The organism is Streptomyces rimosus, assembly GCF_008704655.1.
GTDB lineage: Bacteria > Actinomycetota > Actinomycetes > Streptomycetales > Streptomycetaceae > Streptomyces > Streptomyces rimosus.
This window is the reverse complement of sequence record NZ_CP023688.1, coordinates 5,769,986-5,789,484: the sequence shown is the minus strand read 5'-3', so window position 1 is coordinate 5,789,484 and position 19,499 is coordinate 5,769,986. Positions and strand designations below refer to the sequence as shown.

Sequence of the window (19,499 nt, the reverse complement as noted above, 5' to 3'; positions counted from 1 at the left end):
CAACCGGGGAAACGACGGCGGCGCGGCCCGGCGGAAACCGGGCCGCGCCGCCGTCACGGCATGGTGCGCGTCAGCTGTGCGTACGCAGCAGTGTCCGCATCGTCCGCATGGCGACCGAGAGGTTCGCCAGGTCGAAGCCCTCCGACCCGTGGATCTCCTCCAGTGTCGTGCGCGCGCGTCCGAGGATGGCCGCGTTCTTCTCCTCCCACGCCTTGAACCGTTCCTCCGGCGTGGCGGAGTCGCTGCCCACCGACAGGACGTCGCTGGTCAGCGCCGCGTGCGCGGCGAAGAGGTCCTCGCGGATGGAGGCGCGGGCCATCGACTGCCAGCGGTCGTTGCGCGGCAGCTCCAGGATGCGGTCCAGGAGCTGGTTGATGCGCAGCCGGTCACCGAGGTCGTAGTAGACCTCGGCGACGGCCAGCGGCTCCTTGCCCGTACGGTCCGCGATGGCCACGATGTCCAGCGCCGGGAAGACCGACGAGAACCCGGCGACCCGGGTGGCCAGCTCCATCGGCACGCCGGCCTCGGTCAGCTCGTCCAGGATGCGCTGGTGCCACTCCAGGTCGCCGCCGCGCAGCAGCTTCGGCAGTTCGGCCCAGACGTCGGCCACCCGGTCCGCGAAGAAGTCGATGGTCTCGGACAGCTCCAGCGGCTGCGGGCGGTTGTTGAGCAGCCAGCGGGTGCCGCGCTCCACCAGCCGCCGCGAGTGCAGACGGATACGGGTCTGCACGTCGGCGGCGACGATGTTGTCCAGCGCCTCGACGTCGTCCCAGACCTTCCCGAGCCCGAAGATCGCGCGGGCCGCGGTGTGTGCCCGTACGACCTCTTCGAGCGAGGCGCCGGTCTCTTCCCGCATGCGGTGCAGGAAGCTCGTGCCGCCGGAGTTGACGGTGTCGTTGACCAGCACCGTCGTGACGATCTCGCGGCGCAGCGCGTGGGCGTCGATCTGCTCGGCGAACTTCTCGCGCAGGGCGCTGGGGAAGTAGGCGTGCAGCAGGTGCTGGAGGTACGGGTCGTCCGGCAGCCCGGTCTGGATCAGCGCGTCGGAAACCGTGATCTTCGTGTACGCGAGGAGTACGGCGGTCTCGGGCTGGGTCAGGCCCCGCCCGGCGTTCAGCCGCTCCTTGATCTGCTGGTTGCTGGGCAGGAACTCCAGCGCCCGGTCCAGGTGCCCGTCGCGCTCCAGGCGGCGGATGAAGCGCGCCTGGGCGGGGAGCATGCTGGCGCACTGCGCCTGGGCGAGCGCGAGGGCGGTGTTCTGCGCGTAGTTGTTGCGCAGCACCAGCGAGCCGACCTCGTCGGTCATGTCGGCCAGCAGCTTGTTGCGCTGCTTGACCGTCAGGTCACCGTCGGTGACGACCGAGTTGAGCAGGATCTTGATGTTCACCTCGTGGTCGGAGGTGTCCACACCGGCGCTGTTGTCGATCGCGTCGGTATTGATCTTGCCGCCGTTGCGGTCGAACTCGATCCGGCCGAGCTGGGTCAGCCCCAGGTTGCCGCCCTCGCCGACGACCTTCACCCGCAGGTCCTCGCCGTTGACGCGGATGGCGTCGTTGGACTTGTCGCCCACGTCCGCGTGCGACTCGGCCGACGACTTCACGTACGTACCGATGCCGCCGTTCCACAGCAGGTCCACCGGCGCCTGGAGGATGGCGCGCATCAGGTCGGCGGGAGTCATCTTCTTGACACCCGCCTCCAGGTCGAGGGCGGCCCGGACCTGCGCGTTGATCGGGATGGACTTGGCGGTACGGGGGTGGACGCCGCCGCCCTGCGACAGCAGGCTCGTGTCGTAGTCCGCCCACGAGGAGCGCGGCAGCTCGAACAGCCGGCGGCGCTCGGCGTACGAGGTGGCCGCGTCCGGGTTCGGGTCCAGGAAGATGTGCCGGTGGTCGAACGCGGCGACCAGCCGGATGTGCTCGCTGAGCAGCATGCCGTTGCCGAACACGTCACCGGACATGTCGCCGACACCCACGACGGTGAAGTCCTCGGTCTGGGTGTTGACGCCCAGCTCGCGGAAGTGCCGCTTGACCGACTCCCAGGCGCCGCGGGCGGTGATGCCCATGCCCTTGTGGTCGTAGCCGGCGCTGCCGCCGGACGCGAACGCGTCGCCGAGCCAGAAGCCGTACGACTCGGCCACCTCGTTGGCGATGTCGGAGAACGTCGCGGTGCCCTTGTCGGCCGCGACGACGAGGTACGTGTCGTCCTCGTCGTGCCGTACGACGTCCGCCGGGTGCACGACCTCGCCGCCGACCAGGTTGTCGGTGATGTCCAGCAGACCGGAGATGAACGTCTTGTAGCAGGCGATGCCCTCGGCCAGCCACGCGTCGCGGTCCACCGACGGGTCCGGCAGCCGCTTGCCGACGAAGCCGCCCTTGGCGCCCACCGGCACGATGACGGTGTTCTTGACCATCTGCGCCTTGACCAGGCCGAGCACCTCCGTACGGAAGTCCTCCCGCCGGTCCGACCAGCGCAGACCACCGCGCGCGACCTTGCCGAAGCGCAGGTGGACACCCTCGTCGCGCGGCGAGTACACCCAGATCTCGTACGCCGGGCGCGGCGCCGGCAGGTCCGGGATGGCCTGCGGGTCGAGCTTGATCGACAGGTAGGTGTGCGGCTCGCCGTCGCTGTTCTTCTGGTAGTGGTTCGTGCGCAGCGTCGCCTTGATGACGGTCAGGAACGAGCGCAGGATGCGGTCCTCGTCCAGGCTCGCGACCTGGTCCAGCGCGCCGTCCAGCTCCTCCAGCAGCCCGTCGGTCAGCTCGGTGCCGGCCCGCTGCCGCTCCGGCGACATCCGCGCCTCGAAGAGGCTGACCAGCAGCCGGGTGGTGTGGACGTTGTTGGAGAGAGTGTCCTCCATGTACGTCTGGCTGAACGTCGAACCGGCCTGCCGCAGGTACTTGGCGTACGCGCGGAGCACCATGGCCTGGCGCCAGTTCAGGCCGGCCCGCAGCACCAGCTTGTTGAAGTTGTCGCTCTCCGCGCGGCCGGTCCACACCGCCGTGAAGGTGTCCTGGAACCGCTCGCGCGCGTCGTCGCCGTTCATCCGCTCGGGGATGCGCAGCCCGAAGTCGTAGATCCAGGCGGTGGTGCCGTCGGTGCAGCGCAGCTCGTGCGGGCGCTCGTCGACGACCTCGACGCCGAGACGGTTCAGCAGCGGCAGGACCTTGGACAGCGAGACCGGCTCACCGGTGCGGTAGATCTTGAAGCGGCGCTCGTCGGGGCCCGCGCCGACCGGCTCGTACAGGCTGACCTCGAAGTCCTTGCCGGCGGCCGGGTCCAGCTTCTCCAGGTGCTGGAGGTCGGCGACCGCGCTGCGCGGCGGGTTGTCGGCCTTGTAGCCCTCGGGGAAGGCGTGGTTGTAGCGGCGCAGCAGCTCGGCGGCGCGCTCCTCGCCGACCTCGGCGGTCAGCGCCTCCGCGAAGCCGTCGGCCCAGGACCGGGCCGCCTCGACCAGACGCGCCTCGATGCGCTCGGCGTCCGCGTCGGTGAGGTCCGGCAGCGTCGCGCCGGGCTGGACGCGGACGACGAAGTGCAGCCGGGAGAGGATCGACTCGGTGTTCCAGGCGGTGAAGTCGACGCTGATGCCGCCCAGTTCCTCCTTGAGGATGTCGATCAGCCGCAGCCGTACGCCGGTGGTGTAGCGGTCGCGCGGCAGGTAGACCAGCGCCGAGTAGTAGCGCCCGTACTCGTCCTGGCGCAGGTACAGCCGCAGCCGGCGGCGCTCCTGGAGGTACAGGACGCTGGTGACGATGGACTGCAGCCGGTCGACGGGCGTCTGGAACAGCTCGTCGCGCGGGTACGTCTCCAGGATCTGCAGCAGGTCGCGGCCGTCGTGGCTGTTCGCGGTGAAGCCCGCCGCGTCCAGGACCTCGGCGACCTTGCGGCGGATGACCGGCACCCGGCGTACGGACTCGGTGTACGCGGCCGAGGAGAACAGGCCCAGGAACCGGCGCTCGCCGATGACGTTGCCGTCCGCGTCGAACTTCTTCACGCCCACGTAGTCGAGGTACGAGGGGCGGTGCACGGTGGAGCGGCTGTTGGCCTTGGTCAGGATCAGCAGCCGGTGCTCGCGGGCCTTGGCGCGCGCGTCCTTGGGGAGCCGGTTGAAGGACGGGGAGACGGGGTGGCCGTCGTCGCCGTCGCTGTGCGCGGGGTCGGAGCGCAGGATGCCCAGGCCGGTCCCGGCCACGGCGGTCAGCACGTCCTCCTCGTCGCCGGACTCGCCGGGGGCCGAGGTCAGCTCGTACTCGCGGTAACCGAGGAACGTGAAGTGGTCGGCGGCCAGCCAGCGCAGCAGCTCGCGGGCCTCGTCGACCTCCTGGTCCCGCAGGTCGTCGGCGGTCGGCTCGGTGGGCAGCTCATCGGCGATGCGCAGCGCGGCGTCGCGCATCTTCTCCCAGTCCTCGACGGCCTCGCGCACATCGGACAGGACGCGCAGCAGATCCTTGGTGATCTGCTTGAGGTCGGCACGGTCGGTCTCCCGGTCGATCTCGACGTGGATCCACGACTCGATCAGCGCGTCGTGCGGCAGGTCCTTGCCCTTGCCCTTGCCCGACTTGTCCTTGCCGGTCGTGCCGTGCGCGTCGCACGAGTTGTCGAGGACCTCGATCAGCTTGCCGGTCACGTCACGGCGGACGATGACCTGCGGGTGGATCACGACGTGGATGCCGCGGCCCTGACGCGACAGCTCGTTGGTGACCGAGTCGACGAGGAAGGGCATGTCGTCGGTGACGACCTCGACGACGGAGTGGCTGCACGTCCAGCCGTTCTCCTCGACCGTCGGGGTGTGCACCCGGACGTTCGCGGTGCCCTGGGGACGATTCTCGGCCAGCCGGTAGTGGGAGAGCGCGGCGCCGAAGACGTCCACCGGATCACGGCCGGTGAGGTCCTCCGGCGCGGTGTGCAGGTAGTAGCGCTGGAGGTATCCCAGGAGGGTGTCCGGGTCGAGGCCCTGTACCGGTGCCTGTCCCCCGGCCGGGCTGCTCTCAGCGACCCGGGCGGCCCGCGCGAGCAGCTCGGTCTTGGCTTCGTCCAGCTTGGTCTGCATGTCCTCTGGCTCCTGTCGCGCGCCGTTGCGTGACGTCGTGGATGAGATCCGTGGAAGCTGCACAGCACCGGAGCGACCGGTGAGGGTTCCCCCGCCACAACGCGGGGAAGAGTCCGGTCGAAGACGACACTGTGCCGCGATGAGCGATGACCCGGCCGTGGGGCGCGGCTCCACAGGGAGCCGGCGTACGGCCGCGGTCGCAACGATCAGCGGTCGCCCGGCCGCCTTGCTGTTCCGGGCGCAGGGCGAGGGCTTCGATGCCCCCGCGGGTTATCGCGCTGATCACGATGCAAGGCTATCGCTCTCGGTACGGGTGCCGTCATGGTCCAGCTGTGTACAAAACCACTAGCCGAAATTTGACGATCCGGACAGCGACGCGATGCGGCGGCGCCACCCCTGGAATCCCACGGTATCCCGCGGGGGCTTGGCAAGCACGGCGATCCGGAGGACGTTGAGCGGGACACCGAGGAGCGGACGATCCGCGCGCGAATGTGATGAAGAGCACGCCCGCGCGGGTCACGCAACCCCAGCGGAGGTGGACGGCATGGCCGCCAAGATCCTGATCGTGACCGGCGACGCGGCGGAGTCCCTGGAGGTCCTCTACCCCTACCAGCGGCTGCGCGAGGAGGGCTACGACGTGCACATCGCGGCGCCCGCCCGCAAGACGCTGCGCCTGGTCGTACACGACTTCGAACCGGGATTCGACACCTACACCGAGAAGCCCGGCTACACCTGGCCCGCCGACCTGGCCTTCTCCGAGGTGGACCCGGGGCAGTACGCGGCCCTCGTGGTGCCCGGCGGGCGGGCGCCCGAATATCTGCGCAACGACCCCGAGCTGCGCAAGCTGGTGAAGTCCTTCTTCGACGCGGACAAACCGGTCGCCCAGATCTGCCACGGCCCCCTGCTGACCGCCGCCATCGGCGGCCTCAACGGGCGCCGCGTCACCGCCTACCCCGCCCTCGAAATGGACATGCAGGGCGCGGGCGCCACCTTCCGCGACGCCGAGGTCGTCGTCGACGGCACGCTGGTCTCCTCCCGCGCCTGGCCGGACCACTCCGGCTGGATGCGCGAGTTCATCGCGGTGCTGCGGACGAAGGCGCCGGTCACGTAGGGGTACGGGGCCAGTCCGGCCGGGACTGGCCACGGCCCCGGCCGGCGTACGGCCGCCCGCTACGCGGCGATGTCCTGGGCCGCCTCCACCGCCTCCGCAAGGGTGTCCACCACCGGCACCCCCGCGGCCGCCAGGCTGGCACGGCTGTGCGAACCGCCCGTGTAGAGCACCGCGTGCGCCCCGGCGTGGCGGGCCGCGACGGCGTCGTCGACCGCGTCACCGATCACGACCGTACGCGCCGGGTCTATTCGGCCCGTACCGTCCGGCGCGGCGGGCCCGGCAGTCAGGGCCGCGAGGTGGCGCACCATGTGCTCGCTCTTGCTGCCACCGGAGGGGCCCGTACGGCCGTCCACACGCACGAAGTGCGACTCGATGCCGAAGCCGCGCACCAGCGGCATCAGCTCGTCGTGTCCGTACATGCTCAGGATCGACTGGCTGCGGCCCGCCCGCTGCCAGCTCTCCAGCAGCCGCTCCGCGCCCTCGGCGAGCCCGCAGGCGGGCCGGTGGGTGGCGTAGTGCCGGTGGAACGCCTCATCCATGACCAGCCACTCGTCCTCCGTCGGAAGCCGGCCCATCAGCCGCTCGTAGAACCGCGGCACCGGGACGCAGTACAGCTCCCGGTAGCGTTCGAGGGTGATCGGGGGCAGCCCGAGCTCGGTGAAGGCGGCGTTGGTCGCGCCCATCACCGCGTCGGTGTCGTGAAAGAGCGTGCCGTTCCAGTCCCAGACGATGTGCGTCACGTTCGACCCCATGCCAAAACCGTACCCGGGACCACTGACAGGCCAGTCGTGGGCGGTGGGGGGAGGGGTTCGCGGGGCGTTGGGGGGCCGTGGGCCTGCGGGCTGTCAGGGATCCGACGGGTCCGCGGGCCGTCAGGTGACCCCACGGGTCCGCGGGCCTCCGAGCGAACCCACGGGCGGACCCGCCGACCGTCAGGCGATCAGGTTGGGGATCTCCTGCACGCCGAACCACATCAGCTCGTGGTCCTCGGCGCCGTCCACCGTGAACCGCGCGTCGTCGTCGCCGAGGTCGGCGGCTCCCAGCGCGTCGGCGGCCGCCGCGACGTCCTCGGCCGCGTCGTCGGAGTCCACGTGCACCGCGGCGGCCTTGGCCATCGGCACCGGCCCCGCGATCCGTACCTCGCCCAGCGCCGCCTGGTCCAGGCCGCGGTCGGGGTCGGCGACGGCCGCGCCGTCCGGTACGTCCACGGCCACCACGACCCGGCGCCGCGGGGCCTGCGGGTCGGCCGCGAGCCGGCGCAGCGAGCCCTGGGCGGCCCGGTTGAGCGCCGCGTACTCCAGTTCCTCGATGTCGTCGGAGACGTACCACTCGCGCAGCGCGGGGGTGACGGCGTAGGCGTCCAGCGGGCCGGGGCCCAGCTCCCCGGCTTCGTGCGCCGCCGCGAGTCCGGGCAGGGTCAGGGGGACATACACGCGCATGGCTGCCGCTTCCGCTCACTTCGCCGGTCCTGGAAAAAACTGCCCGGCCAGCATACGGGCGCGCGTCCCCCGCCGTGCTCCGGCGCCTTCCACCCCGGCGCCGCCCGACAATATGCGCGGGCCACCGTGCGCCCCTTGCCTCAAGGGCGCGGAGGACGCCCACCGTTGTCGGGCACTCCCCGGCACACCCGGTACCGGCCAGACCCTCCGCTTTGCGATCAGCTCGGCTTTCAAGAGACGGATCGAAGCGCCGAGGCGGAGCGCAGCGCGGTGCACCGGACGACGCACGGCCCACCCTCCGGGCGAACGACGGGACTTCGCGGACACGCCTTAGCACCCACCGCCACCCCCCAACGGGTGAATCCGCGGACCGGTACGCGGCCCGGCCGCGGGCGCTTGCCGCTGCCGTCGCGCCGTCGGTAGAAGAACCCCACCGAAGCTACTGCCCGGTATCCACCGGGCCGGCCGAACGGGGGCCCACCATGACCGTCACCACCGAGTCCGACACCCGCACACCCACCCGCACCCGCTCCCTCAGGGGCGCGTCCACAGGACCGGGCCGCCCCCGTACCGGCCCACCAGGGCGCCGCGACTCCCGGCGCCCGGCCGGGCCCCGTGCCGCCCCGGCCTCCGCCGGCCGGTTCCGGGCTTCCCCGCCCGCGCCACACGAGTGGTTCGCCGAGCAGCTGCTGCTCACCCTCAGTGGCCGGCGCCCGGTGCATGCCCTACTGGGCCACGCGCTGCCCGCCGCGTACGACCGCCTCGTGGAGCTGGCACCGCAGGCGCCGCTGCGGCCCACCGCCTCCGGAGCGGGCCGCCGCGCACCGGCCCCGGCGGTCCGCCACTGCGGCCTGTGCCGGCCGCGTCCGGACGTCATCGAGGCGTTCGCCCGTATCGCCTCCGGCGAGCGGCTGCGCGCTCTGGCCTTCCGGCTGGAGCGGGGCGGCGACGCCCGGTGGCGCTGCGCCGCCCTCGACATCGGCCCGTCCAGCCCGGTCTGGTGAGCCTACGGGCGCCACAGCACACAGGCCGGGGCGCCGCGGCTCGATGCCACGGCGCCCCGGCCTCACGCGCTCCGTAGAGCGCCGGTTCACGTCACTTCTTGCGGCGACGCCCGCCGCTCTTCTGGGCCTTACGGCGCTCGGCGCGCGTCAGGCCGTCCGACTCCGAGCGGGCCGGGGCCGCGTCGTCGCTGGTGAAGTCGCCCTCGACGACACCGCCCTCGCCGTCCACGGTCGGCGCGGAGAAGTGCAGCCGGTCCGGGCGCTGCGGGGCCTCCAGGCCCTTGGCGTGGATCTCCGGGCGGCCGGCGCCGGCGGGCACCGCGTCCTGCGCGTCCTTGTCCAGCGAGGTGCGCTCCTCGGCGTCCGCCACCGGAACCTCCTCGACCTGCTGCTCGACCTGGACCTCCAGGTTGAACAGGTAGCCGACGGACTCCTCCTTGATGCCCTCCATCATGGCGGTGAACATGTCGAAGCCCTCGCGCTGGTACTCGACCAGCGGGTCCTTCTGGGCCATCGCCCGCAGGCCGATGCCCTCCTGGAGGTAGTCCATCTCGTAGAGGTGCTCACGCCACTTGCGGTCCAGTACGGACAGCACCACGCGGCGCTCCAGCTCGCGCATGATGTCGGAGCCGAGCTGCTCCTCACGGGCCGCGTACTGGAGGTGGATGTCCTCCTTGACGGCCTCGGCGATGAAGTCGGCGGTGATCCCGGCGCGGTCGCCGGCCTCCTCCTCCAGCTCCTCGATCGTCACCTTGACCGGGTAGAGCTGCTTGAACGCGCCCCACAGGCGGTCCAGGTCCCACTCCTCCGCGAAGCCCTCGACCGTCTCCGCCTGGATGTAGGCGTCGATCGTGTCGTCCATGAAGTGCTTGATCTGCTCCTGGAGGTCCTCGCCCTCCAGGACGCGGCGGCGCTCGCCGTAGATGACCTCGCGCTGCCGGTTGAGGACCTCGTCGTACTTCAGGACGTTCTTACGGGTCTCGAAGTTCTGCTGCTCGACCTGCGACTGGGCGGAGGCGATGGCGCGCGTCACCATCTTGTTCTCGATCGGCACGTCGTCGGGGACGTTGGCCATGGCCATGACCCGCTCGACCATCTGGGCCTTGAACAGGCGCATCAGGTCGTCGCCGAGGGAGAGGTAGAAGCGGGACTCGCCGGGGTCGCCCTGACGGCCGGAGCGGCCGCGCAACTGGTTGTCGATACGGCGCGACTCGTGGCGCTCGGTACCGAGCACGTACAGCCCGCCGAGCTCCTTGACCTCCTCGAACTCCGCCTGGACCACGGCCTCGGCCTTCTCCAGGGCGGCGGGCAGCGCGGCCGCCCACTCCTCGACGTGCTCGACCGGGTCCAGGCCCTGGGCGCGCAGCTCGGCCTCGGCGAGGTCGTCCGGGTTGCCGCCGAGCTTGATGTCCGTACCGCGGCCCGCCATGTTCGTGGCGACCGTAACGGCGCCCTTGCGGCCGGCCTGCGCGACGATCGACGCCTCCCGCTCGTGCTGCTTGGCGTTGAGCACCCGGTGCGGGACGCCGCGCTTGTCGAGCTGCTGGGAGAGGTACTCGGACTTCTCCACGGAGGTGGTGCCGACCAGGATCGGCTGGCCCTTCTCGTGCTTCTCGACGATGTCCTCGACGACCGCGGCGAACTTGGCGACCTCGGTGCGGTAGATCAGGTCCGCCTGGTCCTTGCGGATCATCGGCCGGTTCGTCGGAATCGGCACGACGCCCAGCTTGTAGATCTGGTGGAACTCGGCGGCCTCGGTCATGGCCGTACCGGTCATACCGGACAGCTTGTCGTAGAGGCGGGCGAAGTTCTGGAGGGTGATCGTGGCGAGCGTCTGGTTCTCGTCCTTGATCTCCACCCCTTCCTTCGCCTCGATGGCCTGGTGCATGCCCTCGTTGTAGCGGCGGCCGGCGAGGATACGGCCGGTGTGCTCGTCGACGATCATGACCTCGCCGTCGATGACGACGTAGTCCTTGTCGAGCTTGAACAGCTCCTTGGCCTTGATCGCGTTGTTCAGGTATCCGACGAGCGGCGTGTTGACCGATTCGTACAGATTGTCGATACCCAGCCAGTCCTCGACCTTGGTCACACCGGACTCATGGATGCCGACCGTGCGCTTCTTCTCGTCGACGTCGTAGTCGCCGGTCTCCTCGATGCCGCGCTGCGGGTTGGCGGGCTCGCCCTTCTTCAGACGCTGCACCAACTTGGCGAAGTCGCCGTACCACTTGGTGGCGGAGTCCGCGGGACCGGAGATGATCAGCGGGGTACGGGCCTCGTCGACCAGGATCGAGTCGACCTCGTCGACGATCGCGAAGTTGTGGCCGCGCTGTACCAGCTCGTCCTTCGACCAGGCCATGTTGTCGCGCAGGTAGTCGAAGCCGAACTCGTTGTTCGTGCCGTACGTGATGTCGCGGGCGTACTGCTCGCGGCGCTCGGCCGGCGACATGTTGGCCAGGATGCAACCGACCGTGAGACCGAGGAACTTGTGGACCCGGCCCATCATCTCGGAGTCGCGCTCGGCCAGGTAGTCGTTGACCGTGATCAGGTGCACGCCCTTGCCGGAGAGCGCGTTCAGGTACGCCGGGAGCGTACCGACCAGGGTCTTGCCCTCACCGGTCTTCATCTCGGCGACGTACCCCAGGTGCAGGGCCGCGCCGCCCATCAGCTGGACGTCGTAGTGGCGCTGGCCGAGCACGCGCTTGGCGGCCTCACGGACGGTCGCGAACGCCTCGGGCAGCAGGTCGTCCAGCGTCTCGCCGTCGGCGAACCGTTCCTTGTACTCATCGGTGAGCGCCCGCAGCTCTGCGTCGGAGAGGGCCGCGAAGTCCTCCTCGATGGAGTTGACCTGGCCCGCGATGCGGTGCAGTTTGCGCAGGATCTTTCCTTCGCCTGCACGCATGAGCTTGTTGAAGACGGACACTTGGGCTGGTCTCCTTGCCGGTCGGGCCTGGCGCTGGGGGTACCCCCCGCCGCAGGCAGGGGGAGGGTGCGCGGGCGCGGCATTTTTCCAAGGGGCAGGCCCCGCCGCAACGGCCATCGTAAAGGAGGACCCCATCCGGCCGGGAGGTCCACCGCCGCGAAGCACACCGCTCCCCGGTGCACAGCTTCCGCAAAGGTGAACGCGCGAGGGGGGCGGAAGGTGCCGGGCGGGGGTGTGGGGGTGCTGGGTGGGGGGCTGGAGGTGCCGGGTAAGGGGCCCGAAGGTGCCGGGCAGGGGGCGGCAGAGCGGGCGGATCGGCGGGGCGCCGTCCGGGGGCGGGAAAAGGATTCGTCACTGGCACTGCGACCTCCGGTCACTCTCTGATATGGGCCCTGTCACGCTGAGCACCGAGGGGCTTGTCCTGCGTCCTTTCGTGAGCGCCGACGCTTCCGGAGCAGCAGACCGGGATCAGCTGACGGACGGCGGAGGAGCAGCGCGGTCGGGGCGCACCACCGGGGCCGTACGGGAGGTCGGCCGGGCCGGCTCGCTGCTCCCCGCCGGTCCGGGGCCGACCTCCGGGACGCCCCATATCCCGTACACCGGCTGACCAGTTCGGGCGCGCGGCCCGGCGAACTGTCGGCGGCCCCGTCGGCACCGGCCGTTGTCAGTGGTGGCTCCTACGCTGTGCTTCATGACAGCTGCCACGCCTGCCAAGTCCGTGACACCGAAGTCCGCGACGCCGAAGCCCGTGACGTCCCTGTCCGCCGACGACGCCCGGCGCATAGCCCTGCGAGCCCAGGGCTTCCTCGGCGCGCCGGACCGCCGCGCGGGCGTACGGGGCGTGCTGCGGCGGCTGGGCGCGGTGCAGCTCGACACGATCTCGGTACTGGCCCGCTCGCACGAGCTGATCCCGTACGCCCGGCTCGGCGCCGTCGGGCGCCCCGCGGTCGAGTCCGCCTACTGGTCCGGCGGGCACAGCTTCGAGTACTGGTCGCACGCCGCCTGCATCCTGCCGGTCGAGGAGTGGCCGCACTTCGCCTTCCGCCGCCGGGCGATGCGCGCCAAGGGGTACCGCTGGCATCTGATGGAGGACCGCGAGGGCTCCTGCGCCGCCGTACTGGACCGGCTCAAGGCCGATGGCCCGCTGACCACCTCCGACCTGGGCGGGGGCCGCAAGGGCGGCGAGTGGTGGGACTGGTCCGAGACCAAGATCGCGGTGGAGTGGCTGCTGGACACCGGCGAGGTGGTGTGCACCGAGCGCCGCGGCTGGAAGCGGGTGTACGACCTCGCCGAGCGCGCCATCCCCGATGACCTGCTGCACGACGATCTGGACGACGCCGAATGCATGCGCCGCCTGGTCGCCCAGGCCGGCGCCGCGCTGGGCGTGGCCACCCGTGCGGACCTCGCCGACTACCACCGCCTCAAGAACGACCAGGTGGACGCCGTCATCGCGGACTCCGGCCTGGTCCCGGTCGAGGTTGCGGGCTGGGGCAGGCCCGCCTGGGCGGACCCCGCCGCCCTGGCCGACGCGCCGCGCGGCCGACACCGTACGACTCTCCTCTCGCCCTTCGACTCGCTCATCTGGGACCGCCCGCGTACGGCCCGGATCTTCGACTTCACCCACCGCCTGGAGGCGTACGTCCCGCGCGCCAAGCGGATACACGGCTATTTCGCGATGCCGCTGCTGACCGGCGGCCGGCTCGCCGGGCGGGTGGACCCGGCCCGCGAGGGCAGCACGCTCATCGCCCGCCAGGTGTCGATGCGCGACGCCAAGGCCGTACGCCCGATGGCCCAGGCGCTGGCGGAGGCCGCCCGGTGGGTCGGCTGCGACACCGTACGAATCGAGCGCTGCGACGACGCCAAGCTGAGGGCGGGGTTGGTGGCGGAGCTTTCGGAGGTGTGAGGAGGGGAGGACGGGGCGGCGTTTGTGTCACCTGAATGAGTGGATGTGGGGGTGAGAGCGGGGGCAGGTCGGGGGGCCGCCGCTGAAGCGTTCGGATGCTGAGGCGCCTGAGGCATCCGAGGGGCCTGGGGGGCCTGAGGGGTGGTCCCTGAGGGGGTGAGCTGCGGAAGGGGGGAGCTGCCCGGGGCGCGGGTGCTGAGAGATCCGCTCAGCGGTCAGCCGCAGAGCGGTCAGCCGCTGAGAAACGTGCTGAGGCAGTTCGCGGCCGGGGTGCCGCTGAGGGGCCCGCTGCCCAGGGTCCCGCCGAGGGGCCCGCTGTCATGGGTCCCCGCCGGAGGCTCGCTGCCATGGGTTCCGTCGAGCGATCCGCTGCCCGGGGTCCCGCCGAGCGATCCGGCCGGCCGGTGTCCGCTCAGCGGATCTCCAGGATCTTCTCCCGCATCGCGTACACCACCGCTTCCATCCGGGAGTGCAGCTGGAGCTTCTCCAGGATGTTGCGGACGTGGTTCTTGACGGTGTTCTCGGAGATGAACAGTTCCTTGGCGATGTCCCGGTTGTTCATGCCCGTGGCCACCAGCTTGAGGACCTCCAGCTCACGGTCGGTGAGCCGGGGCGCCGGCACGAGGCGTCGCTCGTCCGTGCGCTGGATCATCGACTTGAACTCGGTCAGCAGCTTGGACGCCATCGACGGGCTGATCTGGGACTGGCCGTCCGCGACCGCGCGGATCGCCGTGGCCACCTCGTCCGTGGAGATCTCCTTGAGGAGGTAGCCGGTGGCCCCGGCCTTGATCGCGTCGTAGAGGTCGGCCTCCTCGTCGCTGATCGTCAGCATGATGATCTTCGCGCTGGGGGCCACCTCCTTGATGGAGGTGCACGCCTCGATGCCGCCGCGCCGGGGCATCCGTACGTCCATCAGCACGATGTCGGGCAGCAGGTCGGCCGCCTTGTCCACCGCCTCGGCGCCGTCCCCGGCCTCGCCGACGACCTGGATGTCCTCTTCATGGGCGAGCACGATCTCCAGGCCCCTGCGGAAGAGCGCGTGGTCGTCGACGACCAGGACCCTGATCGGCTCCTTGCGCGACATGCTCGCGTCCATGCCGGAATCGTCGCCGACGCCGAATCCTTCGTCGTCCGCTCCGCCGCGCACGGGCCCGAAGCTGTCCCCCATCGTTCCCTCCCGTCAACTACTCGGCCGGTGAAGGCCAGAGTTTGGATGTAAGGCTGGTTGACAACAGCCCCCTGCGGCCAGCCCGAACAACGCCATACAACCGTCTCCCCGGCATGTCGCCATTTCGTGCTCACAAGCTCCCTGGCTGGCACAAACACTATACGGCCTCAACTCCTGCCCCCCGCAGGCGCAATGGTGCCCCCGGGCGTACGCCGGGGGCACCACTTCAGCGGCCGTCAGCCGCCGAGCGCCCCTCCGGCGCCACCGGGCTCCTCTCCTCCGAACGAGTCGGGGTTCAGGTGGATGACGCCGTAGTCGTAGGCGTGCCGCCGGTAGACGACACTCGGCTGCTTGGTCTCGGCGTCGACGAAGAGGTAGAAGTCATGGCCGACCAACTCCATTTCGTACAGCGCCTGGTTGAGGGTCATCGGTGCCGCGGAGTGGGTCTTCTCGCGGACGACCAGCGGCCCTTCGCCCTGGATCTCCAGCGAGCCCATCTTCGTCGTCGGCACCTCGTCCCGCGGCTCGCCGTCCACGGTCAGCCGGCCGCTCTCGTCCAGCGAGGCCGCGTCCGGCACGCTGACCGCGACGTCACTCGCCGGGATGCGTCCGTTGCCGCGCCGCGAGTGGCGCTTGTCGTGCTGCTTGCGCAGCCGCGCTTCCAGCTTGGCCGTGGCCAGATCGAGCGCGGCGTAGGGATCGGCGGCGGCCGCCTCGGCCCGTACGACCGGGCCTCGGGAGCGGAGCGTGATCTCCACTCGGTCGGAACGGTCGGCCTGCCGGGGGTTGGGCTCCTTGGACACCTCGACGTCCAGGCTGATCACCTTGCCGTCGAGCTTCTGGACCTTGTCCAGCTTCAGCTTCTCGGCCACGTGCTTGCGGAACCGCTCGGGCACCTCGGTCTTGCGGCCCTTGACGACGATGTCCACGCAGAACTCCGTTCCCGGATCGCCCCGCTCGGCGCGCGGAGCGATTCCTTCTTGCACCAGGCTCCGGTAAGTGCCGAAGCCTCGGACTTGGCGACTTTCACCTCCTCCTCCCCCGTGAGCAGGGTCCCCACTCCCGTGTCTTCAGAGTCCCCGCAAAGACCCGTTAAACGCACCTATCCGGCATCTGAGGCAAAGCGTCTGCCAAGTCCTCACAACCGAACATAGCTCTCTCGGGCGGGTGACGGCACCCCCTGGCTGGTACTAGCTCCGTTTGGATGCCTTTTCGCGCTTGTTACCTGCAACGATGAATTTTGGCGGTCAGTTCCAGTTGATTTCGAAAGCACTCCGCGGCGCCGCCACCACACCCGCGCCCACCACCCTCCCGCCGGCCGCCCGGACCGCCCGCGCCGCCTCCGCCAGCGAAGCCCCGGTGGTCATCAGATCGTCCACCAGCACCACCGGGGCCGCCGCCAGCAGCCGCCCGGCTCCGGTGACGACGATCAGGGCCCCGGAGACGTTGGCCAGGCGCTGGCGGGCACTGAGGCCCGCCTGGTCAACCACCGTACGCCGTTGCTTCAGCACATTGAGTACCCGAACGGGCACCCCTTCCCGGCGAAGGTCCCGCGCCGCCGCCAGCGCCATCCGCCGCACCGGATCATGCCCCCGCCCCGCCACGGCGCGCGGGGCGGAGGGGATGGGGATCAGGAGAAGGGGGACGGATGGGGTACTGGAGGGGCGGGGGCGGCTGGAGGGTGTGTGGGGCTGAGGAGGGGGCAGGGGTCTGGTGAGGTTCGGGTGGCGGTCGGCTCTGGGGGCCGGCGCTTCGGGCCGGCTGGCCGGAGGGCTGCTACCAGCGGTGAGGCTCGACGCTCCGCTGGAGGTGGGGGTCGGCGGGTCGGCCGAGGGGCGTGGGCCTCGGGGCGAGCCCGTGTGGCCGGAGTCCGCGTCCGGGCTTGATCGGGGATCGGGAGGTTGCGGCGCCGTGCCGGCTGGGGGTGGGCACTCCGTCCGAGCGGTGCTCGTCAGGTCACCGAGCGGCGGAATCCAGCGTCCGGTCGTAGGATGCGCGGCCTGCGGACGGTACGGAGCACCGCCAGGGGAGCCTGAGCGGCCCGTCTTCGCTTCAGTGGCTCCGGGCGGTTGAGTGCTCCTGCCGTACGGGGGCTGCTCGCCGCGCGGGATCCTCCCGTCGTACGGGGCCCTCCCGCCGTACGGAAGTCTCCCGACGTCCGGGATCCTCCCACCGTACGGGTGGCTACCGCCGTACGGATGCAGCGGCCCGCCCCACGCCCACAGCCCGCGCACCGCCCCCGCCAACGCCAGCCCCAGCGGACCGGCCAGCCGCAGCGCACCCCGCTCCTTGTGGGCGAGCAGCACGGCCCGTACCTCATCGGCGTAGGGGGCCGCCGCGTAAGTCGGCGGCAAGCCGGGTGGGGCGGGGCTTGGGCGCACTCTTCGGGGGCCTTGGGGGCCTCCCCCGCCCCCGCCCCCACCCCTCCCCCTCACCCCCCGGATCAGCGCCCGTCGGCATTCCTCGCACAGTTCCGTACGAGGACGGCCGCACCCTGCGCAGTCCACCGGTAGTACCAGGCCGGTGATTTCCCGCCATACGCCCCGCATGGATCTACTGTCCCGCGGGGCGGGCAGGGCTGCCACCCCCTGTGGATAACTCGGGTGACGGAGTTGTCCCGACGCGCACTCACACCGCGACTGACCAGGCCATACGGGCAGGCCGACACCCGCCGCGCCCCCAACTCAAGCCGTACGGGCAAGCCAGCACCCACCCGCACACCCAGTCCAAGCCGTACCGGCAGATCAACGCCCGCCCGCACACCCAGTCCAAGCCGTACGGGCAGATCAACGCGCACCCGCACACCCAGTCCAAGCCATACGGACAGGTCAACACCCACCCGCACCGCTCCACCCCAGCGTCAGTTACCCACCCTCACAAGCCCTCACCAACCCCAACCACCTTTTTTCCCCCCCCAAGCCCCGAACCAGCCCCCCACAGCCCCTCACACCCCAAGCCCCGAACCACCCCTCACCCCGGATAAACCGGCGCCTTCCCCTCCTTGGCCACCGTCTTCCAATTCGCGTCCTGCGGCAGCCGCACTATCCCCTCGGCACCGTCGGCGATCAGCGGCCTCGCCTCGTCCTCCGAAGCGGTCACCGCCTTGACCCCGTTGACGCCGGGCAGGGTCTGCGCGCTCGATGCCGAGCCGTCCGTCTCCATGTACTGCATCTGCTGCACCCCGCCGGACTGCCTGCCGACGACCACGAGCCGGCTGCCACCCGCCCAGGACGCCGCCATCACGTCCTCCAACTGCGGGGCGACCGGACGCAGTTCCTCCACCGACAGCACCGGGTGCTGCGCCGTCCCGCCGCGCTCGACCCGGCCGAGCTGCAGCGTCGTACGCCCCTTGTCCTCGACCAGTACCGCGATCCGGATGCCGTCGGACGCCACCTTGATCGACTTGATTCGCCGCTCACCGAGGCCGGGCACCATCACCTCGTCCGGCACCCCCTTGCCCCCGCGCAGCCGCAGCAGGCGCGACCCCTTGTCGCTTCGGTCCGCTATCCACAGGTCCCCCAGACCGTCCCAACTAGGTGCGGAGAATCCGTTGTTGGCGGTGCTGTTCAGCAAAGCCGGACCACGTTCGGTGCCGTACTCCAGCGGCACCACGTACAGCGACCGGCCGTCGGCCGAGACGCCCGCGGCGGTCTCCTCGTCGCGCGAGATCGCGATCGAACTCAGCGGGGTCTTTCCGCTGCCGAACGGCCCCGGCACCGGCTGCGGTTCCGTGGTCGTGTCCGGCATCCTGACCACCTTCTGGTCAGCGGCGATGAAGTACTCCTGGGCGGTCCGCCCGGCGTGCTTGCGTGGCGCGAACTCGCTGTTGGCCCGATCCTGCGTCAGGACGCACAGCCGGCCGCCCCGCTCGTCCCGCAGTTCCACCTCGCTGATCTTCGAGGCCCGGGTGATGTCCTGGACGGTGAAGAACAGCTGCGCCGCCATCCGCCGGCACTGCGCCGGTCCCGCGGCGGCCGCCCGCTTGCTGAGGTTCACCCGCAGCGCGTTGGAGTCGTCGAGCGCCAGACCGCTGCTCTTGAGGGTGGTGCCCGTCGGGAACGCCGAGGCGGTGACCTGGTTCAGCCAGTTCGTGGGCCCCTCCAGCAGCGCGGCCACGCTCGCGGTGACCGGGTCTATCCGCTGCCGCAGGTAGACGGGGTCGGCGACCAGTACGTTGTGGCCCGCCTTGGCCGACTGCGCCTCCGACTTGTAGTCGGCGAAGTAGTACTTGTTGACGGACCGGTAGATGCGCTGGAAGTCGGACTGCCCGAGCACCAGCCCGTTCGGCAGCCGGTCGATGCGCCACTGCCCGTCTTCCTTGGTCAGGTGGATGGTCTGCTTGTACCCCTTTTCCTCCGGGGTGTACGCGTGGTTACGGTCGACGGTGGCGACCTGACTGCCGGACAGCGTGATCGTGTAGCCGTTCGGGTCCTCGCGGTTGGCCTGGCCCACGGGCTCGGCCGCCGGGCGCTGCTGGAGCACATTCGTCGCCGAGAACGGCTGCCACGTCTTCTTCGCCGACTTGGCCAGGTACTGCACGGCCGTACTGAAATCCACCTCGTCGCTCGTCGTCGCGTCGAGGAAGCCACTGACGATCTCGGTCGGCTGCGCCCCGTCCTGCGGCGGCACACCGTAGACGCGTACCTGCGAGTCGGCCTCCGCGCGCGGCGACTGGTCGACCGCCTGCATGTCCCCGCTGTCGGGCATCGACGCGCACCCGGCCAGCAGCAACGCGCCACAACCGAGCACCGCACCTGTACGTACGCGCACACCCTTGCCGCCGGCGGCGCCGCGCAGCCCGAGGCGCACCCGGGAACCGCCCCGCGCCCGCGCCACATCCCCGGCGCGCATCTCGGCACCCACCCCGGCGCGCGCCTCCTCGCGCACCTCGGCACGGGCCTCGATAC

Annotated in this window: 11 protein-coding genes and 2 pseudogenes; 4 read left to right on the top strand and 9 right to left on the bottom strand. The window is 70.7% G+C overall.

The window, feature by feature from the left end:
• Positions 1-70 precede the first annotated feature (70 nt).
• Positions 71-5,047 carry an NAD-glutamate dehydrogenase gene (locus CP984_RS25095; RefSeq protein ID WP_003982182.1) on the bottom strand — a complete coding sequence of 1,659 codons (4,977 nt, stop codon included), beginning with the start codon at positions 5,045-5,047 and terminating at the stop codon, positions 71-73.
• A gap of 544 nt (positions 5,048-5,591) precedes the next feature.
• Between CP984_RS25095 and CP984_RS25090 the strand changes: the two genes are divergently transcribed.
• Entirely contained in the window at positions 5,592-6,158 is a 567-nt protein-coding gene (locus CP984_RS25090; protein WP_003982183.1) for a DJ-1/PfpI family protein, read from the top strand.
• Between the two features lie 59 nt (positions 6,159-6,217).
• Here CP984_RS25090 and CP984_RS25085 read toward each other — a convergent pair whose 3' ends face one another.
• Both CP984_RS25085 and CP984_RS25080 read right to left on the bottom strand, forming a co-directional pair.
• Positions 6,218-6,910 (bottom strand): HAD family hydrolase, encoded by a 693-nt coding sequence (locus CP984_RS25085; RefSeq protein ID WP_003982184.1) that lies wholly within the window; start codon positions 6,908-6,910, stop codon positions 6,218-6,220.
• A 180-nt stretch (positions 6,911-7,090) separates the two neighbouring features.
• Positions 7,091-7,597, bottom strand: a complete 507-nt coding sequence (locus CP984_RS25080; RefSeq protein WP_003982185.1) for a DUF6912 family protein — start codon at positions 7,595-7,597, stop codon at positions 7,091-7,093.
• Positions 7,598-8,079: 482 nt separating this feature from the next.
• Here CP984_RS25080 and CP984_RS42195 point away from each other — a divergent pair, with 482 nt between their 5' ends.
• Complete coding sequence (locus tag CP984_RS42195; protein ID WP_003982186.1) at positions 8,080-8,601, top strand: Rv3235 family protein; 522 nt, start codon at positions 8,080-8,082, stop codon at positions 8,599-8,601.
• Between the two features lie 91 nt (positions 8,602-8,692).
• Here the strand turns inward: CP984_RS42195 and secA are convergent, their stop codons facing one another.
• Positions 8,693-11,521 carry a preprotein translocase subunit SecA gene (gene secA, locus CP984_RS25070; protein WP_003982187.1) on the bottom strand — a complete coding sequence of 943 codons (2,829 nt, stop codon included), beginning with the start codon at positions 11,519-11,521 and terminating at the stop codon, positions 8,693-8,695.
• A 433-nt stretch (positions 11,522-11,954) separates the two neighbouring features.
• Between secA and CP984_RS41440 the strand changes: the two genes are divergently transcribed.
• Both CP984_RS41440 and CP984_RS25065 read left to right on the top strand, forming a co-directional pair.
• The gene (locus CP984_RS41440) at positions 11,955-12,128 is read left to right on the top strand and encodes a hypothetical protein (RefSeq protein WP_157849544.1); all 174 of its coding nucleotides are present in this window, start codon (positions 11,955-11,957) and stop codon (positions 12,126-12,128) included.
• An 84-nt stretch (positions 12,129-12,212) separates the two neighbouring features.
• Positions 12,213-13,424, top strand: a complete 1,212-nt coding sequence (locus CP984_RS25065) for a winged helix-turn-helix domain-containing protein (RefSeq protein ID WP_043979432.1) — start codon at positions 12,213-12,215, stop codon at positions 13,422-13,424.
• A 412-nt stretch (positions 13,425-13,836) separates the two neighbouring features.
• On the opposite strand, the gene CP984_RS25060 is transcribed toward CP984_RS25065, so the two are convergent.
• From CP984_RS25060 to CP984_RS25035, 5 genes and pseudogenes are all read right to left on the bottom strand, one after another.
• Positions 13,837-14,592 (bottom strand): response regulator, encoded by a 756-nt coding sequence (locus tag CP984_RS25060; protein ID WP_003982190.1) that lies wholly within the window; start codon positions 14,590-14,592, stop codon positions 13,837-13,839.
• Between the two features lie 236 nt (positions 14,593-14,828).
• Entirely contained in the window at positions 14,829-15,521 is a 693-nt protein-coding gene (gene hpf, locus CP984_RS25055; protein ID WP_003982191.1) for a ribosome hibernation-promoting factor, HPF/YfiA family, read from the bottom strand.
• A gap of 318 nt (positions 15,522-15,839) precedes the next feature.
• Positions 15,840-16,235, bottom strand: a pseudogene (locus CP984_RS25045) (ComF family protein); the annotation flags it as partial.
• 585 nt (positions 16,236-16,820) lie between these two features.
• Positions 16,821-17,141 (bottom strand): annotated as a pseudogene (locus CP984_RS43110) (hypothetical protein); the annotation flags it as partial.
• A gap of 421 nt (positions 17,142-17,562) precedes the next feature.
• Positions 17,563-19,443 (bottom strand): LpqB family beta-propeller domain-containing protein, encoded by a 1,881-nt coding sequence (locus CP984_RS25035; protein ID WP_078587062.1) that lies wholly within the window; start codon positions 19,441-19,443, stop codon positions 17,563-17,565.
• Positions 19,444-19,499 lie beyond the last annotated feature (56 nt).